Origin of the sequence: Frondihabitans sp. 4ASC-45, from assembly GCF_049472575.1 — a bacterium.
Lineage (GTDB): Bacteria > Actinomycetota > Actinomycetes > Actinomycetales > Microbacteriaceae > Frondihabitans.
Genome location: NZ_JBCEBN010000014.1, coordinates 1 through 16,103, shown reverse-complemented (window position 1 = coordinate 16,103; position 16,103 = coordinate 1). Strand labels below are relative to the sequence as shown.

Here is a 16,103-nt window from a genome sequence, read left to right as displayed (position 1 = left end):
GCGCCGTGACGGTTGCACCACGCCTGGCCGCCCCGCGCCCGCTCATCACCTCAGCGGCGGCCGGCGGCGCAAGTGCGCTGCTGGCCCTCGCCGCTCACAGCGCACTCGACACCAGCGGGTACAGCTGGCTCCTCACAGTGCTCCTCGCCGCCGCCGCAGCGGTGCCCGTCGCGATCGACATCCGCATCCGCAAGCTCCCAAACCGATGGGTAGCCCCGATCGCCGTCGCCGGTGCCGTCCAGGCGATCGCGGTCGCATACGCCTCGGCCGACGTGTGGCGGTTCCTCTGGCCACTCATCGCCGCGGCGATCGTGTTCGCCTTCTACGGCGCGCTCGGCCTGGCAGGCATGTTCGGTCTGGGCGACGCGAAGTTCGCCGCGGCGCTGACGATCACGGTCGCGATCTACGCCGGACCCTTCGCCCTCTACCTGATCCCCATCGCGATGGTCCTCGGCGCCGTCTACCGGCTCGGCCTGCAGCTGTCCGGCCAAAGTTCGGGACCCCGCGCACACGGCCCAGCGATCGCAGTCGCAGGCGTCTCGGTCCTGTTGCTCGCCGTCGTCTTTGGCTGAGTAGTCAGACGACTCCTGCGCCTCGGCGGGCGGCGCGTCGGTGTCGACGGCGAGCCCTACGCTCGATACGTGAAGAGATCCGTCCTCGGGAAGTGGTGCCTCGGCATCGCCGGCGCCCTCCTCGTTCTCTACATCGCCGTCATTGCGATCAGGACAAAGGCCGCTTCGGAGAGCGTTCTGTTCCCCTACCCCTGGGTGTGGTGGCTGGTGGCTGCGCTCGTCGTCATGGCCGTTCTCGGCGCGATCCTCACCGACTGGCCGTTGTGGAGCAGGACGACCAGCCAGCCTCCGTCAACCCCTGTCGCGAGCTCGCAGCCGGCCGCTGCCGGCAACCCAGCCGCGGCGACCGGCCCCACCTGCAACAACACCTTCCACGGGCCGGCCAACGTCGCTCAGAGCAGCACCGGAGTCGAGCAGACGGACGCCCCTGCCCCGTCCACGTCTGCTCCGAGCGCCCCCGCATCGAGCAATGCGAGCATCCGCGGGCCGTGGACAGAGCACCAAGGTCTTCGGTCGTCTTGGATGATCGGTGACAAGCCCCGCCCCGTCCGGTGGATCAGCAACGGCGCGAAGCTCGGCGACCTGCACCAGGCCGCCAAGGGTGGCGGCTGGGACGTCTACGACGTCGCGGGAACATACCTCGGGGGCGTGCCCACCGAGAAAGCCGGCATGGAGATGTTGAAGAAGCACGAGAGCTAACCAGGGCAGCACCCGATACGAGCGGCCGCAACGACGGAGGGTCGCCGTACGATCCCGCTCGTGGGAGTCCAAGGGCCAGGTGACAGCGTCAGGAAGATCCTCCGGCGCCCGATCCCTTCGCACCCGCTCGCCGTGCCCCCGCAGCCCGGAACGTTCGGCGTGTGGCAGGTGCGCCGAGTCAGGGATGCGCCGATCGGCTACGTCCTGTCCCGCAGCGAGGGCGGCGACACGGTCTACCACTGCTATGCCCAAGGACGAGATGCCGCCGGCGGCCGGCCCTGGCTCCGCACCATGAGCAGCCTCAACAGCGCCGTCGCATGGATGGTCCAACACGAGGGGGAGCTGAGCCACCTGACCAGCACCCTGCAGCCCGAGCCCGAGGAGTGGCCCATATGACCGAATCCGCACCCACCTGGGTCGTCCGACACCGCCCCAAGGGAGACACCACCGCCACCGCGGCGGCCGTCTCAGTTCCGGCCGTCACGCCGGCAGCAGCGATCGAACACGTCCGCTCGACTCTGCCGGCAGGCCACGTCGTGACCTCCGTCGCCCGCTACTGACTCCTCGTGTCGTCCGCCCCCGACTACCGCTGGTCCCCACCAGAGCACCCCGATCCGCCCGAAGACCGACCACTCGGGATCGACGCCGACCCCGCGGCAGCAACCGCCGACGGCTACCCACCTGTGTGGGTGCGGGTGCAGTTCACAGGGACCGGTGAGCAGCGGTGCCCCGGATTCGTCGAGCGTGCGTCAGCCGAGCGGGTCTTCGTGCAGCTGGTGCACATGGGGTTCGTGCACCACGTCTGGCTTCCGCGCGACCGCGTCACGCACCGGGAGCTCAAGCAACGAGGACGGCCGTGATGGCGCGACGTCGACGCGACCGCTGGCTTCCGCCGGCCGCCCTCTCAGTGCCGGCCGACGCTCGAGGGGGGCCGGCCCTCGAGGTGCGGCCACCAGCGCCGGTCCGCGCGTGGCTGCAGACCGGTGAGCAGCAGATGCGCGTCAACGCCACTGCGCTCTGGGCCACCCCCGACGCGGTCCTCGTCGAGTGGGGATTCGGGCAGGCCAAGGAGGCAGCCTGGGTGTGGCGGAGCGCTGTCCGCCACCGACGCGAGACCTGAGAGTCTGGCTCAGCGCCGCCGCAGTAGGCGGGCGAGCCACCCGCGCCGAACGGGCTCAGCAGCGCCGTCGACTGTCGGGCGCCCCGTGCGCGATCGCCAGGCGTCGTACTCGCGGCGCAGTGCGGCCTCGTCGCCCAGAATCGCCTGCGCCTCGAGCTGGTCGAGCTCCACGCCGAGACGGCGACGCTGCGGCCGGTTCCTGAACTCCTGCGTGAAGCGCGCGAACTCGTACCGGTCCTGGTCCATCGTCATGCTCTGTTCCCCCTGAGCGCCGCAGCGCAGCCCCGATCGTAGGCAGGCCTGCGCGACCCTGCCAGCCCGCCTTCTGGGGCAGTCGACCGTCCGGCACGCGGCCTCGCTCCTCGACGTCGGCTGCGCATCTGAACGACTTTGTCCGCCAAAACGCTCCCCACGTCACCTACTCCGGCAGAGGGGCGCGATTCGCCGCATGTCTCTCCGTCGCCGGCGCCAACGCTCGGCAGCCACCTCTCAAGGAGACACCCATGACCACCTTCGCCCTCAGCTACCTCGCCGTGATCACCGTCGCCGCTGCGCTCTGGATCTTCGTCCCTGGGCCGATTGGTGCCCGCGCCGGCGCCGTGTTCCACAGGCTCACCAGCGCGCCGCGGCAGGGGAGCGACGTCGCCGCCCTGCTCGAGGGGAAGTGAGCTAGCGGCCGGATCGCCCGCGAGTCGCCTGCTGGGTCTTCATCAGCCCGGTCTCTGTCATGCCGAGGATGAGGGCAGCGTCACGCCAGGTGATGCCGGCCGCGCGGGCGCGCTCGACGACGTCGAACCGGGTCGCGATCGCCGCGTCGAGCTCTGAGCGGAGCCGTGCGACCTCATCGGCGACCTGCTGCAGTTCGGCGCGCGCTTCTTCCCGGGAGTCCATGCCAGCACTCTAGGGCAACAGAGTTACCCAACCCGGTTGACACACCCAACCCGGTTACGTAACCTGGTTGGTATGAGGACACAGTTTGAGACCGGCCAACGAGTCGCCGGCATGTACATGGATCGCCGCGGCGCCTCCGTGCTCGACTACACCGGCGTCGTGCAGTCCGTCGAGCCCGCGGCGCTCTGGCCGCGTCTGACCATCCGCTACAGCGACGGTGAGATCCGGACGACGTCGGCGCACCCCGACTTCGTGATCCCGATGGGCTCCGCGATCGCGTACGCCCGACGGTTCCACGCAACGGCCCCTGAGGCCCCGTCGACCGCGGAAAGCGTCGCGGCGACGCTGCAGGGCCAGGGCCACCACCTGTCGATGCTCGAGCTGATCCGCGTCGTGTGGGTCCTCCGCTTCGACCCCGACGCGCTGCTCGAGGCGGGGGCTGACCAATTTGTCCCGGTCGCCGTCTCAGACGGCACCCCTTAACGAGTAGAGGCAGACGAAGGGAACCGCGATGACGATCGATCTCACCGACCTGGTGCCGCTGACGATCCATGTGCCAGCCGCCACCCTCATCCGCCTGACCGCGATGGGCCGCATGCGGCCCGATCCGGCCCAGCCCCAGCAGCTGGTCGAAGCGCTCGTCGACAAGGCGATCCACACGCCCCGCCGCACCCCTCCCGCGCCTGACATCCACCGTTCGCTCGACAGCCTCACCGGCGGCGACTCCATGCAGATGCTCGGCCTCCGCCTCTCCGGCTACACGACCGAGCAGATCGCGCACGCCCTCGGCCTGTCCCTCGGGGACACCCTCACCCACTTCGAGCAGCTCGACAGCGCTCACCACCGCAAGACCCACCGGCAGCCCCGGAACCGACAGGAGGCCATCGCATGAACCGCCCCGACGACGTGGACTTCGGCTTCGACGTCCCCACCCGCGTCGACCTTCCGAGCGCCCACTGGAAGATCCTCGACGAGTACGCCACCGCGCACGGGACGACCGTCGCCGCCATGCTCCGCTCCACCGCGGTGCACATCCTCGACGCCGTCGGCCCGGCCGTTCTCGCGGCGCCCGCACCGCGGCCGGTGCCCGTCCCTCGGCCGCGGCCCGTGCCGGTACCGGCACGGCTGCCCGCCCCGGCGCCGTTGCCGGTGGCGCCGGCACCTGACGAGGAGCCCGCCGCGGCGCAAGCCGGCCCGGCCGTGGTGACCCTCCCGAGCGTCGACGTCGACGACGTGCGCCGGCTGCACGCCCAGGGCCTCAAGGACAGCGAGATCGCCGCCGAGCTCGGCTGCACCCCTGGCACGGCGTTCCGGCTCCGCAACAGCAAGCTCGGTCTTCCGAAGAACGTGACCGGGCGCCCCACCAAGCAGCAGAGGACCGCGTGAACACCGTGACCGACTTCACCTCCCACTACCGCCGCGCCCTCTCGTGGGCCTCCAGCCACGGCGCCGACACCACCCTCGCCGACCAGTTCGCCGAGGCCTACGCCACGCTCCTCGAGGAGGCCCCCGCCAACTCCTACCCCGACCCCTTCACCCCGACACCGTGCCAGTTCGCCGACGACAACGTCATCGACTTTGGGCAGCTCGTGGACACCACCCCCATCGGCACGGTCGTCCCCCTCGGCACCCTCTGGATCGCCCGCTGCACCAGCTGCAGCTGGAACCCCACCGCAGAGGACGCCACCACGTACGAGGCCGCGGAGCACGCCGCCGCCGTGCACAACTCCGACATCCACACCCAGGGCGGCCGGCCGCAGTGGAGCGACGTCGCCGAATGGGCCGAAGCCGAACGATCGAAGGCTCGCGCATGAGCCGGCGCAGGAGCGGCCTGACCGCTCTCGTGCTCGCCGGCCTCGCTGCCGTAACGGTCGGCGCCCTGCACTACGCCCCCGGCCAGTTCGACACGACGCCGTCCATCGGCGGCGACCCAACCGTGAGCGCAGCTGCCGGCGTCACCGCCCCGCTGCAGCAGGCCGGCCTCGTCGACGGCACCACCGTGAATCCGGCAGCGGTCCGCACGATCCTCGACGAGATCCCCGCCACGACCGCCACCCCGACGTCGACCTACGACCGAGACTCCTTCGGCCCCGCCTGGGCTGACAGTGACCGGAACGGCTGCGACCAGCGCAACGACACTCTCGCCCGGGACCTCACCGCCGTCACCTACAAGCCCGGCACGCACGACTGCGTCGTCCTCACCGGCACCCTCCACGACCCCTACACCGGCCGCGAGATCCCCTTCACCCGAGGCGAGTCAACGAGTACCGCCGTCCAGATCGACCACATGGTGCCGCTGTCCTGGGCGTTCCAGCACGGCGCCTCTTCCTGGCCCGAGGAGCGCCGCCAGCAGCTCGCCACCGACATGTCCAACCTGACCGCCGTCGACGGCCCGACCAACGCCGCCAAGTCCGACCAGGGGCCGGGGTCTTGGCTGCCGTCGTCGGCCTCGTACGACTGCACGTACGTCACCCGCTTCACCTACGTGGTGCACCGCTACGAGCTCACGATCGACACCGCCGACCGGGACGCGATCGCCCGCGTCCTCGACACCTGCAAGTGAGGAGACCCCCATGGGCTACCAGGTCTACGAAGATCCCGACCACCCCTCCCGGTGGGCGGGCTACGCCGTTCCCGCCGAATGCGACTGGGTCGACTGCCGCGCAGCGATTCACCGCGGCCTCAACAACAAGTGCGAGGACCACGGCGACTACGTCCTGATGCTCGATGGGCAGCAGATCGGCTACGACCGGTTCGACGACGAACCCGACGCCGAGGAGGTGTGGGTCGAACAGGCCGGGTGCGGCCTGTACTTCTGCGAGCCCCACCGCTCCCGGACGGGCGAGCACGGATCGGTGCAACCGAAACCCGACTCTCTCGAGTGGGAAGCCCACCTCCTCACCGATGCCTCGTGGGCGCCGTGGCGCGAGGAGCACCCTGACCTGGTCAACGCCATGCGCGCTCGAGCACCGCAGATCGCCGAGGCGTCTCGGTGAAGTTCGTCCGCTGCCCCGCGTGCGCCGGCACCGGCTACCTCGACACGGAGCTCGCAACCGACGGGCCGGCCGCCGTCGCCTGCGCCCACTGCTGCAGCTTCGGCTGGTTCGACCTCGAGACGGGGCAGCCGGCCGACGTCGAGCCACCCCTGTTCAGCCTCACCGAGGAAGGAGCGTTCCAGCGATGACCATCACCACGACCACGACCACGACCACGACCACCGCCGCGCCCGAGCCGCCGGCCCCCGGCGCCCGCGCCCGGTCCGTCGCCTACGTCAACGGCCTGATCCGCCGCTACGAGCACGACCGCGACACCACCGACACCCGCACCGACCTGGGCATCGCGCACCGCGCCGTCCTGGAGCTCACGATCGCCGACTGGCGCCATCGCCTCGAGGCGATGACCGACGCCGCCTGAGGAAGGACCCTCCTATGACCGTCACCGTGTACACCAAGCCCTCCTGCGTCCAGTGCACCGCCACATACCGAGCGCTCGACAACAAGCAGATCCCGTACGAGACCCGTGACGTCTCCACCGACGAGGCCGCGCTCGAGCGCGTCAAGGCGCTCGGCTACCTCCAGGCGCCTGTCGTCGTCACCGACGAGGACCACTGGTCGGGATTCCGCCCCGACAAGATCGCCGGCCTCAGCGCATGAAGAACGTCCTCGTGCAGACCGAACCAGTGACCATCAAGCGCGGCGCACCGGTCGAGCTCGTGCGCTGGCGGCTGTCCGCGGACGGCTGGACCTACGACCTGATCCAAGGCACCTACCGCCGCCGCAACCGCAAAAGCATCACCGTCGACGTCGGCGGCCAACTCCGCAACTTCCCCCGCCGCGAGTGGCACGTCTGCACCGCCTGATCTTCGAAACGACCCCCATGAGCAAGCGCTACGAGTCCGTCCAGACCGTCATTCCTCACGAGAACGACTACGACAGCAACTACGCCCGCACCACCAAGCTCGCCCAGCGCCTCGAGGACCTGAACTCATGGGCCAAGCGTGGGTACGAGGTGCGCCACACCCACGTGTTCCAGCACGACGGCACCGAGATCTACGTCGACGACCTCGTCAAGGATCTCGACGCGCCGCTCTGACCGCTCATCGAGCCGGCAGCGGGTCCGCGTCGATCGGCCCCGGCCAGGTGCCGAACGAGTTGAAGGACACCAACCCGCCCGATTCGTTCCGCTCCGCCGGGAAGACGACCCCGTCGGCATCCACGGGTGTGCATTGGCCGTGGCCGGCATCGACGCAGAGGTGCTGAACAGCCGTCACACGCCGGTCGAGCGGCACCCGCGCCGGCGCCACCGGCACCGCGTACGAGGTCCAGTTCCTGCGCTTGGCGACGATGAACCCGTCGCCGAGATGCCATCGGCACCGCGGGCAGTGCTGCGCCACGTAGTCGACGTCGGACTTCTGGCTGTGTGCTGCTCGGTACTCCGTGGCCGTCGGCAAGGAGCTCCGTGCGATCGCCGCCCGCACCTCGCCCTGGAACAACGACTCCGGGCGGTCCGTGGCCCAGGTCGGGTACCTCACGCCGAGCGACACCGTCCCGAGCTGTCCGCACCGCGTCTGCAGCTGCAGCCCGCCAAGCCACCAGAACGAGAACCACGCGCCGCAGCGCTCGTTGTGGCACTTCGCCATCGCGGAGACGACCTCGACGGCGTCGACGACCGCTTCGTACCGCGGCCGGATCTCACTGCGGAACCACCGGGTCAAGGCATCGCGCATCGGCATGAACTCAGAGGCCTGGGCGAACCCCATCGGGATCTCCATCTCCAACGCCTCCGCCGTGCCGCACACGTTGTACAGGCCGCGATCGCGGTTCTTCGGTCCCACCAGCCACACGCAGTCAACCTCGGACCGTTGGTACCGGGCGGTCCGCGCCGCGAACTCTTCCGGCGCCTGCGAGGCCCACTGCACCTCGATCGCCACCGACCGCGCACCCGGCCGGGACACCATCACGTCCGCGATCCACGATCGGTCTGGCGCCGGCGCCTCGACGATCGCGTCCCACCCATGCTCGCGGGCGACGTCGGCAACGAGCGCCTTCGTCGCCAGGTGCTCCGGCGACTCCGGGCCGCCCTCGTGCACGTCGCACGCCGCCTTGTGCCGGAAGTACCGAGTGCCCGCCCGTTCGACAGGGCCACCCGGCTCACCGCAGGCCATCACGAGCCCCCGCTCCCGGTAGGTCGCCCGCAGCGATGCCCACGAGTCATCGTCGAGCCGCCACGCCTCTACACGCTCAGAGCCCCACACAGCCACCAACGGCACCGGCGCCCCCTCGTCTTCCGCGCTCGCCCTAACCCTAGAAATCCTCCGAGGTGAACGAAACCCCTCAAACACGCGGCATCGAGGCTTAAATCAGCCCATCGCCGGTACATTGATCAACACCAACCCGGGAGGAGCCGCGCATGACAGACCTGGTCAGCTACGCCGACTTTGCCAAGGCCCTCAACGTCTCGATCGAGTCGGTGCGCGTCTACGCCGTCCGAGACGCCGACTTCCCCCGTCGCGTGAACCCCGACACTGAACGCTCCCCGCTGTTCCGCGCCGAGCAGCTCGAGGAGTACCGACGGCAGAAGCGAGACCGCTCCCGCGGACGCGCCGGCCACCCCCCTCGCGTCCAGGACGCCTCTGAGCGGGTCTCTACCGGCCGTACGGCGGGTGACCGTATCCGAGAGCTCATGGCAGCTCCCGACGCGCCAGTGAGCGACGTACGGGCGCTGGCGGGCCTTCTGCACCTCGAAGTGCCTGCCCTCCGCTACCGGCTGCGAGGTCAGACTCGGTGGAAGCCGGCCGAGCTCAAGGCCGTCGCTCGAGTGTTCCGAGTCTCGGTCGAGAGCCTCACCGCGGAGCCGGCCCTTGTCTAAGCAGGTGCGCGTCGAGGTAAACGACCGTGAGCTGCGAAAGCTCCTCGAGCAGATTGCGCGCCAGATCGAAGAAGCCGACCAGCACTTCCGACAGACCCACACGGGCCTCCCCGTCGACGTGGTCCGAGCGGATGCTCCCGACGCCCTGCCTTCGAACATCCAGCTCACCGACGAGGATCTCGACAAGTACGCCGTAGCGGTCGCCGGCGACGAGCCGTTCGAGTTCCACCTAGGCGGGTAGCACCCCGACAAGCTGCAGCGCGTGCTGCATGACGTCGGTGCCGACCTCGGATGCTGCCGCGGTGCCGAGCGCCATGGCGATCTTCGACACCACCGCGCGCACCTGGTTGGGTCGGGCCTCGCCGTTGACCTCGGCCCGGAGCTCGTCGGTCGCCGAGGTCAGCTCGGCCCGGACCTGCTCGTCCTCGATGCGGTCGAGCCGTCCGGAGATCTCGTCGACGAAGTTCCGGGCCTGGTCCTGCCAGGTGATGTTGATCGTCTGCTGCACGTCATGACTGCCCTGCGCCACGTTCGTCGGCCCGTTGAAGTGGTTGTTGTACGTGTCGCCTGCCGGCGCCGCGTCCCTTGGAGCTGGTGCGTTCACGGAGATCCCTTGCTCGACGGTGTACCGACCCTTCGCGGTCGGGAGAGGACGAAGCGGGTCAGGGCGCTGATCGGCCCTCGGACCCTTGATGTAGCCGTGGTCGAACAGGTACTCCCCGGTGCGCTCGAGGTCGTCCTGCGTGTAGGGCACACCGAGGTAGGTGGCGCCGCTTTCAAAGAACTGCTCCGGCACCGGTGATGCGCCGTCGTCGTCCTGGTCGACGACCCAGCTGAGGTACACGTCGCGCAGCTGGAAGCGCCGAGCTCGCCGGTCGTTCCGTGCCGTGTCAAGAGCGGCCCATGCATCGCGGCCGGCGCCGGTCGGCTTTGCGCTCCACCCGCCGTTGAATCGCCAGTCGACAACAATGAGATCGGCCGCCTCGAGCGCACGGATCTCGTCCCGCAGCGCCGACGTCGCATCGTGGCCGGCCCCCTCGTGGAGGAGATCCTGGGGCAACGCCTGCGGATTAGTGGCCCGCTCGTCGGTTGCGCGGATCAGCTTGCCGAGCACGTCGAGCTGGCGGAGGTCGGTGGGGGAGTACTCGGGCACGTCAGGACCTTACCCAGCATCGCCGACGTGGCCCTGTCGTGGAGGCGGCGCGGTCCACCGATGCGCCTCCACCTCGAGCAACGCGGCACTCTCGGTCACCAGGTCGTCGACGCTGAGATCCGGGTAGGTCCGAAGCGTGGGAACGCCGGCGAGGACATACCCGACGCCGAGCGAGCTCCAGACCGTGAGGATCGTCATCGGCGATTCCATGTCGTCGTAGTGCAGCTCCTCCGGCACCCACGAGGGCGGCCACAGGAAGCCGACACCGCTCTCGTCGATGTCGTCGATCTCCCACCCGCGGCGCACGAGGACATCGGCAGCCCTCCCAAGGGCCTCCACGAGCTCGCGCACGTTGAACGGCACCGGATCACTCGACTGCGCAAACGAGGCGCGCAGAACGCCGCGGACGTCGATCGGCTGCACAGCTGAGGTCATGGTCAATCGATCGTAACGAGACACCGAAGCGCACCTCACGGCGGATGCTTGGTGCATGAGCTCTGCACGCCCCGTGGAACGCCCGCTCGAGCGGATGGCGCGCGCGATCGTCGCGCACCACCTCGACACCCTCGTCGAACGCAGCGACGACGGCACCGCGCCGGGCCAGCCTGACGGGCTGATCTACCTCCCCGACGGCGGCTACGCGCCCCTCGAGGTGGTCAGCGATCACGACGTCGCCCACGCCAAACTCTCCGACGCCCTCGATCGCCAAGGAGACACGATCACCACGTCACCAGGAGAGCCCGGCTGGTACATCGCGCTGCGCCACGGGAGCAACCTCAAGCGCATCCGCCGGCGCGTGCCCGCGATCCTCCACGAGCTCCCCGCGGCCGAGTTCCTCGAGGGGGTCGTCCCAGCCGACACCTGGGCCGCCGGCCCCGACCACGCCGACCGCCTCGACGAGCTGTCCGAGCTCGGCGTCTCCTACCTCGCCGCCTACCCCGATCAGCCAGGGCTCATCGGCATCGGCACGAAGGGCTGGTCGAGCTGGGAGGACCCCATCGACGTCGTCTCGTGGGTCTCCCGAGTCCTCGACCGTGAGGACGACGTCGCCGCGAAGCTGCAGCGCCACGGCGGCCCGGAGCGTCACGCATTCATCTGGGCAACCCTCGGCAGTGCGTGGGCGGTCAACTCCGCACTCAACTGGCACCCCGACGCCCCACCGCTCCCCGCGCCCATCGGCCCAGACATCGACGACGACCTCTGGAACGCCCTCCTCGACCCCGAGCGCATGTCCGGCGAGCCGGCCCCACTCTCCGACCCGAAGCTCCCGCCGGGGATCACCCACCTCTGGCTCGCCAGCTCGCTCTCCCGAAGAGGTGCCCTGCACTGGCGCCCGGACGGCGGGTGGGAGCGCACCGACTGGCACACGCCCCTCCACGAAGACGACATCGCCGCAGCCATCGGCTGATTGCCACAACTGCCGACCACTAGGGAGCTACTCCCTCCTGAGCCGTTGGACTGCAATGACCCATCGCGAGCCGTCTTGAGCCCACCCCTCGGTGGCGAGGCGGTAGAACCAGGACTGGAGGATGCGATTGACGTGCTCGAGGTCGTCACCGTTCTGCACGCTCTGCCACCCGGGCGGCAGCGGGGCCATTTCGTCTCGGTTTGGCGAGAACAGCCGCCACTCGTGACGGTCTTCGTCGTACTCGATGAAGGCAAGATCTAGGGACATGCCGTCACTGTAGATGAGCAAATATCGGCGCGCTCGCCGTGACCCTCCCTTGTCGCCCTGCGAGACTCCGCGGCATGGAGAACGCGATCACGTGGGCGGCGCCGAGCATGACGAGGACCCGCGGGCGGCGTCGACCCGACTTCGGTTCTGACGACGGCTTTACGGCTTCCTGGTGGGGAGAACATGCCGACTTCGGACCGCCCGATCACCAGTGGCGGTCGTACTCGCAGAACGGCGAACAGGTCGCGCGCCTGCTGCTGAGCCTCCGCTTCTCTAGCCACACGAGTCCGCCGGCCCCTGCCGTGATGGTCTGGAACTTCGAGGTGCGCCAAGACCTACAGTGCAACGGAGAGCACATCGGCACGACGATCGTCGACGAGCTCGTGGCTGAGTACGGCGACCAAGAGATCTACATCGGCCCGACCCAGGATTCGATCGGCTTCTGGAAGCGGTTCCGCTGGCCCATGTGCGACTGCGACTACTGCGGTGGCCGCGACTTCATCGTCCGGCGGCCGTAGGAAGCAGAGCAGTCCAGTGGGCGGCGGACATGAGGAACGCCCGGCCTGAAAGGAACAACTGTCAGATCGAACCTTGGCCGGGCGTCCTGTAGAGAGATTCTACGGCGAGAAGGCGGCGAGCGCCGGTAGTAGCGACGTGATGGGTGGGCATCCCACGTTGGGGGTGGTGGTTGAGTCACCCCTGGTCGTTGTGTGGTTGTGCTCCCCTGTGGTCTGTCGCTGCCACCTCCTTTCATTAACTAATGTACGCGCTTTTTGCGAGAGAGTCAACCCGGTTGGGTGTCCAGGTTGGGATATTTCAGCCCCAACCTGGACCCTGCCGGTTCTCGTCGCGGTGGTGGTGTCGGGTCAGCCTCCCTCGGTCCAGCCGGTCGGGAGGGCGACCGGGTGACCGCATCCCTCGTGCACGTAGCAGAGACCGTCGTAGTCCTCGCGGCCGTCGTAGTCGGGGCTGATGCTTCGGTGGTCGTGGTCGAACTCGTCGGCGGCGATGGTGGTCAGTCGGTCGCTGGTGTCGAGCACGGCGAGGCTTTCGCTGTTCTCGACGTCGGTGCCGCACCAGGGGCAGCGCACGCCCGCGTAGGTCTCGCCGTCGTCGGTGATCTGCACCGGGACCAGGGGCGGCAGGTCGGCCTCTCGGAGTCGCTGCTCGATGGCCGCGCGGATCGATAGGGCGAGGTCGGGGTGAGCGTCGATGAGTCGGAGGACGGGAGCGAGGAGGGTCGCTTCCGCGCCGATGAGGGCCGTCGGTACCTGCTCGATGGTGTCGCTCATGCGCGCGCTCCGTTTGGGGTCGTGGTGCCGATGCCGCACCGGGTGCACGGCAGGTCTCCAGCGCACGCGGGGGCGTCGCAGAGGTCGCAGTACCAGGTGCCGTCATCCCAGTACTGGCGGGGGCGGAACAGGTAGTCGGGGGTGGGCGCGTCAGGGCCGCGGAGCGGCAGTCGAGTGCTGTCGGTGCGGTGCTCCCACGGCAGGGGGTCGCGGTCACCGTCGCCCTCTCCCTCCCAGACCTCGCGGATGACGTGCGCGGCGGCGTCGGGCCGACCGAGGGCGTCGAACAGGGCGGCGAGGGTGAACCCCTCGGACATGTTGATGCTGCACAGCACTTGGGTGCTGTCCCAGCCGAACACCATGTCAGCGGCGGCCTCGGTCTCAGTGGTGGTCACTGGTCCTCCCCTCGGATCGAGAGGTTGGTCCAGGTCTGCCCGTCGATGTTCCCGTGGCGCTCGTGGACGGCGCAGTTGGTCTCGTCCACGTAGTGGCGCACCTGGTCGATGGTTGCGGTGGTGGGGTCGAAGCGCTCGCCGTAGAGGGCCTCCCAGCGGGCGGGGTCGATCTGCACGACGCCCTGGTAGTTGGCGGTCTCGGCGATGTCGAACACGGCCCAGGTGGGCCGGTCGGTGGTGGTGGTGGTCATGGTGTGTGCCTCCGGTGGTCGTCGGTGAGGATGGGGGCGCGAGAGGGGGCGATTTCGGTTCGCCCCCTCCCGTGCCGGTCAGTCCTCGGGGGTGAGGGTGATCGTGTCGACGAACGTCGCGTAGTCGGTGCCGTCGATCACTGCGGTGTGCGCGAGCGCCCACCCCATGTCGGACGCCGCGCGGAGTTGGTTGTCACGGTCGTTCAGCGCCGCTGTGCGGGCCTCGTTCGCGTCGTCGCGCTTGGCGATGACGGTGCGGATGGTGGTGGTCTGGTGTCGCATGTCGGGTCCTCCCCGGTTGTTCGGGGAGGGGGCGGGGATGCCGCCCCCTCCGGGGTGGCGGCTAGGCCCGGTCGGTGCTGACTTCCTCGGTTTCCCAGCTGAGCGAGACCCACGACATTGCTTCGCGGAGGTCGCTCTCGGTGAGGTTGTCGCGGGCGATGGCGTAGGCGTCGTCGCTGTCGCGGCACGTGGCCGACTGGGTCGTGGTGAACGTCACCGTGACCTCCATCTCGACGTTGAACTCGCGCTCACGCGGGACGCCGCCCATGGCCTCAGCAAGCCGGTCGTACTCGTCGCAGAACTGTTCCTCGTCTGCCGTCTCTCCGGCACGCACCCAGAAGTCGTGCAGCCGGGGGTCGGTGCCAGAGGTGATCTGGTCCGACTCGGCCGCGGTCAACCGCTGGCGGGTCTCCGTGAGGCTCCGTTCGAGCTCGGCGATCCGCTGCGCGTCGAGCGCGAACCGGGCAGCCGCCCGCGTCGGCGTCCATGCGTCGGCGGGGTTGGCGACCTCTGCGGCGGGGGTGTGGATCTGGTCGATGAGAGTCATCGTTGTTCCTTTCGTTGGTGTTCGATCTGACATTGATAAATGTACGGGCGACCACCGACATTCGAGCGGCCACCCGTACCGATCACCAGATTTCGAAGCCCCCGCTGTGCCGGACGAAGCCCGCGAACTCGCGTACGTGGTCCACGTCGAGCCTGTAGCTGGCCTGCCACGGCTCCCGGTCGCCCTTGCCGTCGCAGCCGTTGCACCAACCGCGCGCGGCGAACCCCATGCGCTGGCCGACCTCATCGGTTCGCGTGCCCGTGCCGTCGCACTGCTCGCACGTCACACGCGGCAGGGCCGCGATAGCCGCGCTACGGCGGGCGGCATAGGCATCTAGGTGCCCGGACGTGCTTGCCTCGTCGAGGGCGTCGGCCAGGGTCACGGAGTCTGCTCCGTCCAGGCCGTCGCCGTCGTTCGACCCCAGATAGGTCACCTTCGCCATGAGGCCCGGTGCGACATCACAGAGGTACTCCGCGATCGGCGCCCACCCCCAGACGCTCGCGCGGAAGTACTTGCCGGTGTCGTTCATCGGGTGCTTCCCGAAGACATCCATACCCATGTTGTTGCTCCTCTCAGTCCGTGGACTCGGTTCGATCTGACATTGATGAATGTACGTTGAGCCACCGACATAGAGCCTTTCTGTCGCCGCCGCCGTCCCGCCCCGCCTGTCTGTGAGTGTCGGAGTGCGGGAGTCTGTGAGTTGCGGAGTCCGGTAGTGCCGGAGTCTGTAAGTCTGTAAGTTCCACTAAACGGGGACGAGTAGGGGGTTGGTGGAGGTGGTTGGGTGGTGCCTCGGTGGCACTTGCCGCCGCCCCGCCGGCGACTCGCCCTGTGGTGGCTGCTGCCGGGTCGGGGGTGCTTCCGGGCACCGGGGGAGGGTCGGGCGGCGTTCGGGCGGTGACGGGCCGCGTGCGGCTGCTCCGAGGCGGCCCGCGCCCGTCCCAGCCGCCTCCTGACCGCGCCCGATCTCGGGCACCGGCCATCCCCGCTCCTCCCGGCACGCCCTAGACCCAGCCACCCCCACAGCCGCACCCACCCCGAACAGCCTCCACACGCCCACCAGAGCGCCGAACAGCACCACACCGGTACCGACACCCACCCCAGGGGAGCCAGCCCCGCACAGCACCCCCACACCACCTCGATGAGGCGACCGAGCGCACCCGCCGACACCGCCGTGATCGCGACAGCCGATCACCACCACGAGAGCGACCGAGCCCGACCCCGACGAGCCGACACCGACACCCCAGGGGAGCGACGGCCGCCGACAACGCCACCGCACGAGGGCCACGCCAGTGGCCCCAGGATCGCGCCAGCGATCCGCCCGAGAGGGCGCGCCAGCGCCCGCTCGCCGCCCCCCC

The 16,103-nt window shown here is 69.3% G+C and carries 34 protein-coding genes; 22 read left to right on the top strand and 12 right to left on the bottom strand.

The genetic code is table 11. From position 1 onward, the window contains the following. Positions 1 to 5 precede the first annotated feature (5 nt). From VH571_RS16120 to VH571_RS16095, 6 genes are all read left to right on the top strand, one after another. A complete protein-coding gene (locus tag VH571_RS16120; RefSeq protein WP_423265430.1) occupies positions 6 to 572 on the top strand; it encodes a prepilin peptidase in 567 nt (188 codons plus the stop codon). 69 nt (positions 573 to 641) lie between these two features. Beyond that, positions 642 to 1,271 carry a hypothetical protein gene (locus VH571_RS16115; RefSeq protein WP_423265429.1) on the top strand — a complete coding sequence of 210 codons (630 nt, stop codon included), beginning with the start codon at positions 642 to 644 and terminating at the stop codon, positions 1,269 to 1,271. Positions 1,272 to 1,331: 60 nt separating this feature from the next. Further along, positions 1,332 to 1,667 (top strand): hypothetical protein, encoded by a 336-nt coding sequence (locus tag VH571_RS16110; protein ID WP_423265428.1) that lies wholly within the window; start codon positions 1,332 to 1,334, stop codon positions 1,665 to 1,667. Further along, a complete protein-coding gene (locus tag VH571_RS16105; protein WP_423265427.1) occupies positions 1,664 to 1,831 on the top strand; it encodes a hypothetical protein in 168 nt (55 codons plus the stop codon). Before VH571_RS16110 ends, VH571_RS16105 begins: the two co-directional genes overlap by 4 nt. A 6-nt stretch (positions 1,832 to 1,837) precedes the next feature. After that, positions 1,838 to 2,131, top strand: coding sequence for a hypothetical protein (locus tag VH571_RS16100; RefSeq protein ID WP_423265426.1), 294 nt, complete (start codon positions 1,838 to 1,840; stop codon positions 2,129 to 2,131). Then, positions 2,131 to 2,391 (top strand): hypothetical protein, encoded by a 261-nt coding sequence (locus VH571_RS16095; protein WP_423265425.1) that lies wholly within the window; start codon positions 2,131 to 2,133, stop codon positions 2,389 to 2,391. Before VH571_RS16100 ends, VH571_RS16095 begins: the two co-directional genes overlap by 1 nt. Before the next feature lie 9 nt (positions 2,392 to 2,400). Here the strand turns inward: VH571_RS16095 and VH571_RS16090 are convergent, their stop codons facing one another. Next, complete coding sequence (locus VH571_RS16090; RefSeq protein ID WP_423265424.1) at positions 2,401 to 2,643, bottom strand: hypothetical protein; 243 nt, start codon at positions 2,641 to 2,643, stop codon at positions 2,401 to 2,403. 251 nt (positions 2,644 to 2,894) lie between these two features. Here VH571_RS16090 and VH571_RS16085 point away from each other — a divergent pair, with 251 nt between their 5' ends. Then, a complete protein-coding gene (locus tag VH571_RS16085) occupies positions 2,895 to 3,059 on the top strand; it encodes a hypothetical protein (RefSeq protein WP_423265423.1) in 165 nt (54 codons plus the stop codon). A gap of 1 nt (position 3,060) precedes the next feature. On the opposite strand, the gene VH571_RS16080 is transcribed toward VH571_RS16085, so the two are convergent. After that, positions 3,061 to 3,282: a hypothetical protein gene (locus VH571_RS16080; protein WP_423265421.1), complete on the bottom strand. Its 222-nt coding sequence runs from the start codon at positions 3,280 to 3,282 to the stop codon at positions 3,061 to 3,063. Positions 3,283 to 3,354: 72 nt separating this feature from the next. Between VH571_RS16080 and VH571_RS16075 the strand changes: the two genes are divergently transcribed. The 11 genes from VH571_RS16075 to VH571_RS16025 are packed head-to-tail and all read left to right on the top strand — an operon-like array spanning position 3,355 to position 7,374. Then, on the top strand, positions 3,355 to 3,765 hold the full coding sequence (locus tag VH571_RS16075; RefSeq protein ID WP_423265419.1) for a hypothetical protein: 411 nt from the start codon (positions 3,355 to 3,357) through the stop codon (positions 3,763 to 3,765). A gap of 28 nt (positions 3,766 to 3,793) precedes the next feature. Continuing rightward, complete coding sequence (locus VH571_RS16070; protein WP_423265418.1) at positions 3,794 to 4,174, top strand: hypothetical protein; 381 nt, start codon at positions 3,794 to 3,796, stop codon at positions 4,172 to 4,174. Continuing rightward, complete coding sequence (locus tag VH571_RS16065; protein WP_423265417.1) at positions 4,171 to 4,668, top strand: helix-turn-helix domain-containing protein; 498 nt, start codon at positions 4,171 to 4,173, stop codon at positions 4,666 to 4,668. Before VH571_RS16070 ends, VH571_RS16065 begins: the two co-directional genes overlap by 4 nt. Further along, positions 4,665 to 5,096 carry a hypothetical protein gene (locus VH571_RS16060; RefSeq protein ID WP_423265416.1) on the top strand — a complete coding sequence of 144 codons (432 nt, stop codon included), beginning with the start codon at positions 4,665 to 4,667 and terminating at the stop codon, positions 5,094 to 5,096. Before VH571_RS16065 ends, VH571_RS16060 begins: the two co-directional genes overlap by 4 nt. Then, on the top strand, positions 5,093 to 5,845 hold the full coding sequence (locus VH571_RS16055) for an HNH endonuclease family protein (RefSeq protein ID WP_423265415.1): 753 nt from the start codon (positions 5,093 to 5,095) through the stop codon (positions 5,843 to 5,845). The genes VH571_RS16060 and VH571_RS16055 overlap by 4 nt, the downstream gene beginning before the upstream one ends. Before the next feature lie 10 nt (positions 5,846 to 5,855). Continuing rightward, entirely contained in the window at positions 5,856 to 6,278 is a 423-nt protein-coding gene (locus VH571_RS16050) for a hypothetical protein (protein WP_423265413.1), read from the top strand. Further along, positions 6,275 to 6,466 carry a hypothetical protein gene (locus tag VH571_RS16045; RefSeq protein ID WP_423265412.1) on the top strand — a complete coding sequence of 64 codons (192 nt, stop codon included), beginning with the start codon at positions 6,275 to 6,277 and terminating at the stop codon, positions 6,464 to 6,466. The genes VH571_RS16050 and VH571_RS16045 overlap by 4 nt, the downstream gene beginning before the upstream one ends. Then, positions 6,463 to 6,696, top strand: coding sequence for a hypothetical protein (locus VH571_RS16040; protein ID WP_423265410.1), 234 nt, complete (start codon positions 6,463 to 6,465; stop codon positions 6,694 to 6,696). The genes VH571_RS16045 and VH571_RS16040 overlap by 4 nt, the downstream gene beginning before the upstream one ends. A gap of 14 nt (positions 6,697 to 6,710) precedes the next feature. Continuing rightward, the gene (gene nrdH, locus VH571_RS16035; protein WP_423265409.1) at positions 6,711 to 6,935 is read left to right on the top strand and encodes a glutaredoxin-like protein NrdH; all 225 of its coding nucleotides are present in this window, start codon (positions 6,711 to 6,713) and stop codon (positions 6,933 to 6,935) included. Further along, a complete protein-coding gene (locus VH571_RS16030) occupies positions 6,932 to 7,141 on the top strand; it encodes a hypothetical protein (protein WP_423265407.1) in 210 nt (69 codons plus the stop codon). Before nrdH ends, VH571_RS16030 begins: the two co-directional genes overlap by 4 nt. Before the next feature lie 17 nt (positions 7,142 to 7,158). Then, positions 7,159 to 7,374, top strand: coding sequence for a hypothetical protein (locus VH571_RS16025; protein ID WP_423265406.1), 216 nt, complete (start codon positions 7,159 to 7,161; stop codon positions 7,372 to 7,374). A gap of 4 nt (positions 7,375 to 7,378) precedes the next feature. Here the strand turns inward: VH571_RS16025 and VH571_RS16020 are convergent, their stop codons facing one another. Then, positions 7,379 to 8,551, bottom strand: coding sequence for a competence protein CoiA (locus VH571_RS16020; RefSeq protein ID WP_423265405.1), 1,173 nt, complete (start codon positions 8,549 to 8,551; stop codon positions 7,379 to 7,381). A 140-nt stretch (positions 8,552 to 8,691) separates the two neighbouring features. Here VH571_RS16020 and VH571_RS16015 point away from each other — a divergent pair, with 140 nt between their 5' ends. Next, positions 8,692 to 9,150, top strand: coding sequence for a hypothetical protein (locus tag VH571_RS16015; RefSeq protein WP_423265404.1), 459 nt, complete (start codon positions 8,692 to 8,694; stop codon positions 9,148 to 9,150). A 4-nt stretch (positions 9,151 to 9,154) separates the two neighbouring features. Beyond that, positions 9,155 to 9,391, top strand: a complete 237-nt coding sequence (locus VH571_RS16010; RefSeq protein WP_423265403.1) for a hypothetical protein — start codon at positions 9,155 to 9,157, stop codon at positions 9,389 to 9,391. Here VH571_RS16010 and VH571_RS16005 read toward each other — a convergent pair. Further along, positions 9,380 to 10,303: a hypothetical protein gene (locus VH571_RS16005; protein ID WP_423265401.1), complete on the bottom strand. Its 924-nt coding sequence runs from the start codon at positions 10,301 to 10,303 to the stop codon at positions 9,380 to 9,382. The genes VH571_RS16010 and VH571_RS16005 overlap by 12 nt on opposite strands. A 9-nt stretch (positions 10,304 to 10,312) precedes the next feature. Further along, complete coding sequence (locus VH571_RS16000) at positions 10,313 to 10,738, bottom strand: hypothetical protein (protein WP_423265400.1); 426 nt, start codon at positions 10,736 to 10,738, stop codon at positions 10,313 to 10,315. Positions 10,739 to 10,793: 55 nt separating this feature from the next. On the opposite strand from VH571_RS16000, the gene VH571_RS15995 reads away from it, so the two are divergent. Continuing rightward, positions 10,794 to 11,711, top strand: a complete 918-nt coding sequence (locus tag VH571_RS15995) for a hypothetical protein (RefSeq protein ID WP_423265399.1) — start codon at positions 10,794 to 10,796, stop codon at positions 11,709 to 11,711. Positions 11,712 to 11,738: 27 nt separating this feature from the next. On the opposite strand, the gene VH571_RS15990 is transcribed toward VH571_RS15995, so the two are convergent. Beyond that, a complete protein-coding gene (locus VH571_RS15990) occupies positions 11,739 to 11,978 on the bottom strand; it encodes a hypothetical protein (RefSeq protein WP_423265398.1) in 240 nt (79 codons plus the stop codon). A gap of 74 nt (positions 11,979 to 12,052) precedes the next feature. On the opposite strand from VH571_RS15990, the gene VH571_RS15985 reads away from it, so the two are divergent. Continuing rightward, the gene (locus VH571_RS15985) at positions 12,053 to 12,496 is read left to right on the top strand and encodes a hypothetical protein (protein ID WP_423265397.1); all 444 of its coding nucleotides are present in this window, start codon (positions 12,053 to 12,055) and stop codon (positions 12,494 to 12,496) included. 348 nt (positions 12,497 to 12,844) lie between these two features. Here the strand turns inward: VH571_RS15985 and VH571_RS15980 are convergent, their stop codons facing one another. The 6 genes from VH571_RS15980 to VH571_RS15955 all read right to left on the bottom strand — a co-directional run bounded on the left by VH571_RS15980 (position 12,845) and on the right by VH571_RS15955 (position 15,274). Further along, the gene (locus tag VH571_RS15980) at positions 12,845 to 13,270 is read right to left on the bottom strand and encodes a hypothetical protein (RefSeq protein WP_423265396.1); all 426 of its coding nucleotides are present in this window, start codon (positions 13,268 to 13,270) and stop codon (positions 12,845 to 12,847) included. Beyond that, positions 13,267 to 13,665, bottom strand: coding sequence for a hypothetical protein (locus VH571_RS15975; protein ID WP_423265395.1), 399 nt, complete (start codon positions 13,663 to 13,665; stop codon positions 13,267 to 13,269). Before VH571_RS15975 ends, VH571_RS15980 begins: the two co-directional genes overlap by 4 nt. Further along, a complete protein-coding gene (locus tag VH571_RS15970) occupies positions 13,662 to 13,916 on the bottom strand; it encodes a hypothetical protein (protein ID WP_423265394.1) in 255 nt (84 codons plus the stop codon). The genes VH571_RS15975 and VH571_RS15970 overlap by 4 nt, the downstream gene beginning before the upstream one ends. A 78-nt stretch (positions 13,917 to 13,994) precedes the next feature. Continuing rightward, a complete protein-coding gene (locus VH571_RS15965; protein WP_423265393.1) occupies positions 13,995 to 14,198 on the bottom strand; it encodes a hypothetical protein in 204 nt (67 codons plus the stop codon). Between the two features lie 61 nt (positions 14,199 to 14,259). Beyond that, complete coding sequence (locus VH571_RS15960; protein ID WP_423265391.1) at positions 14,260 to 14,745, bottom strand: hypothetical protein; 486 nt, start codon at positions 14,743 to 14,745, stop codon at positions 14,260 to 14,262. Between the two features lie 82 nt (positions 14,746 to 14,827). After that, the gene (locus VH571_RS15955) at positions 14,828 to 15,274 is read right to left on the bottom strand and encodes a hypothetical protein (protein ID WP_423265390.1); all 447 of its coding nucleotides are present in this window, start codon (positions 15,272 to 15,274) and stop codon (positions 14,828 to 14,830) included. Between the last annotated feature and the right edge of the window lie 829 nt (positions 15,275 to 16,103).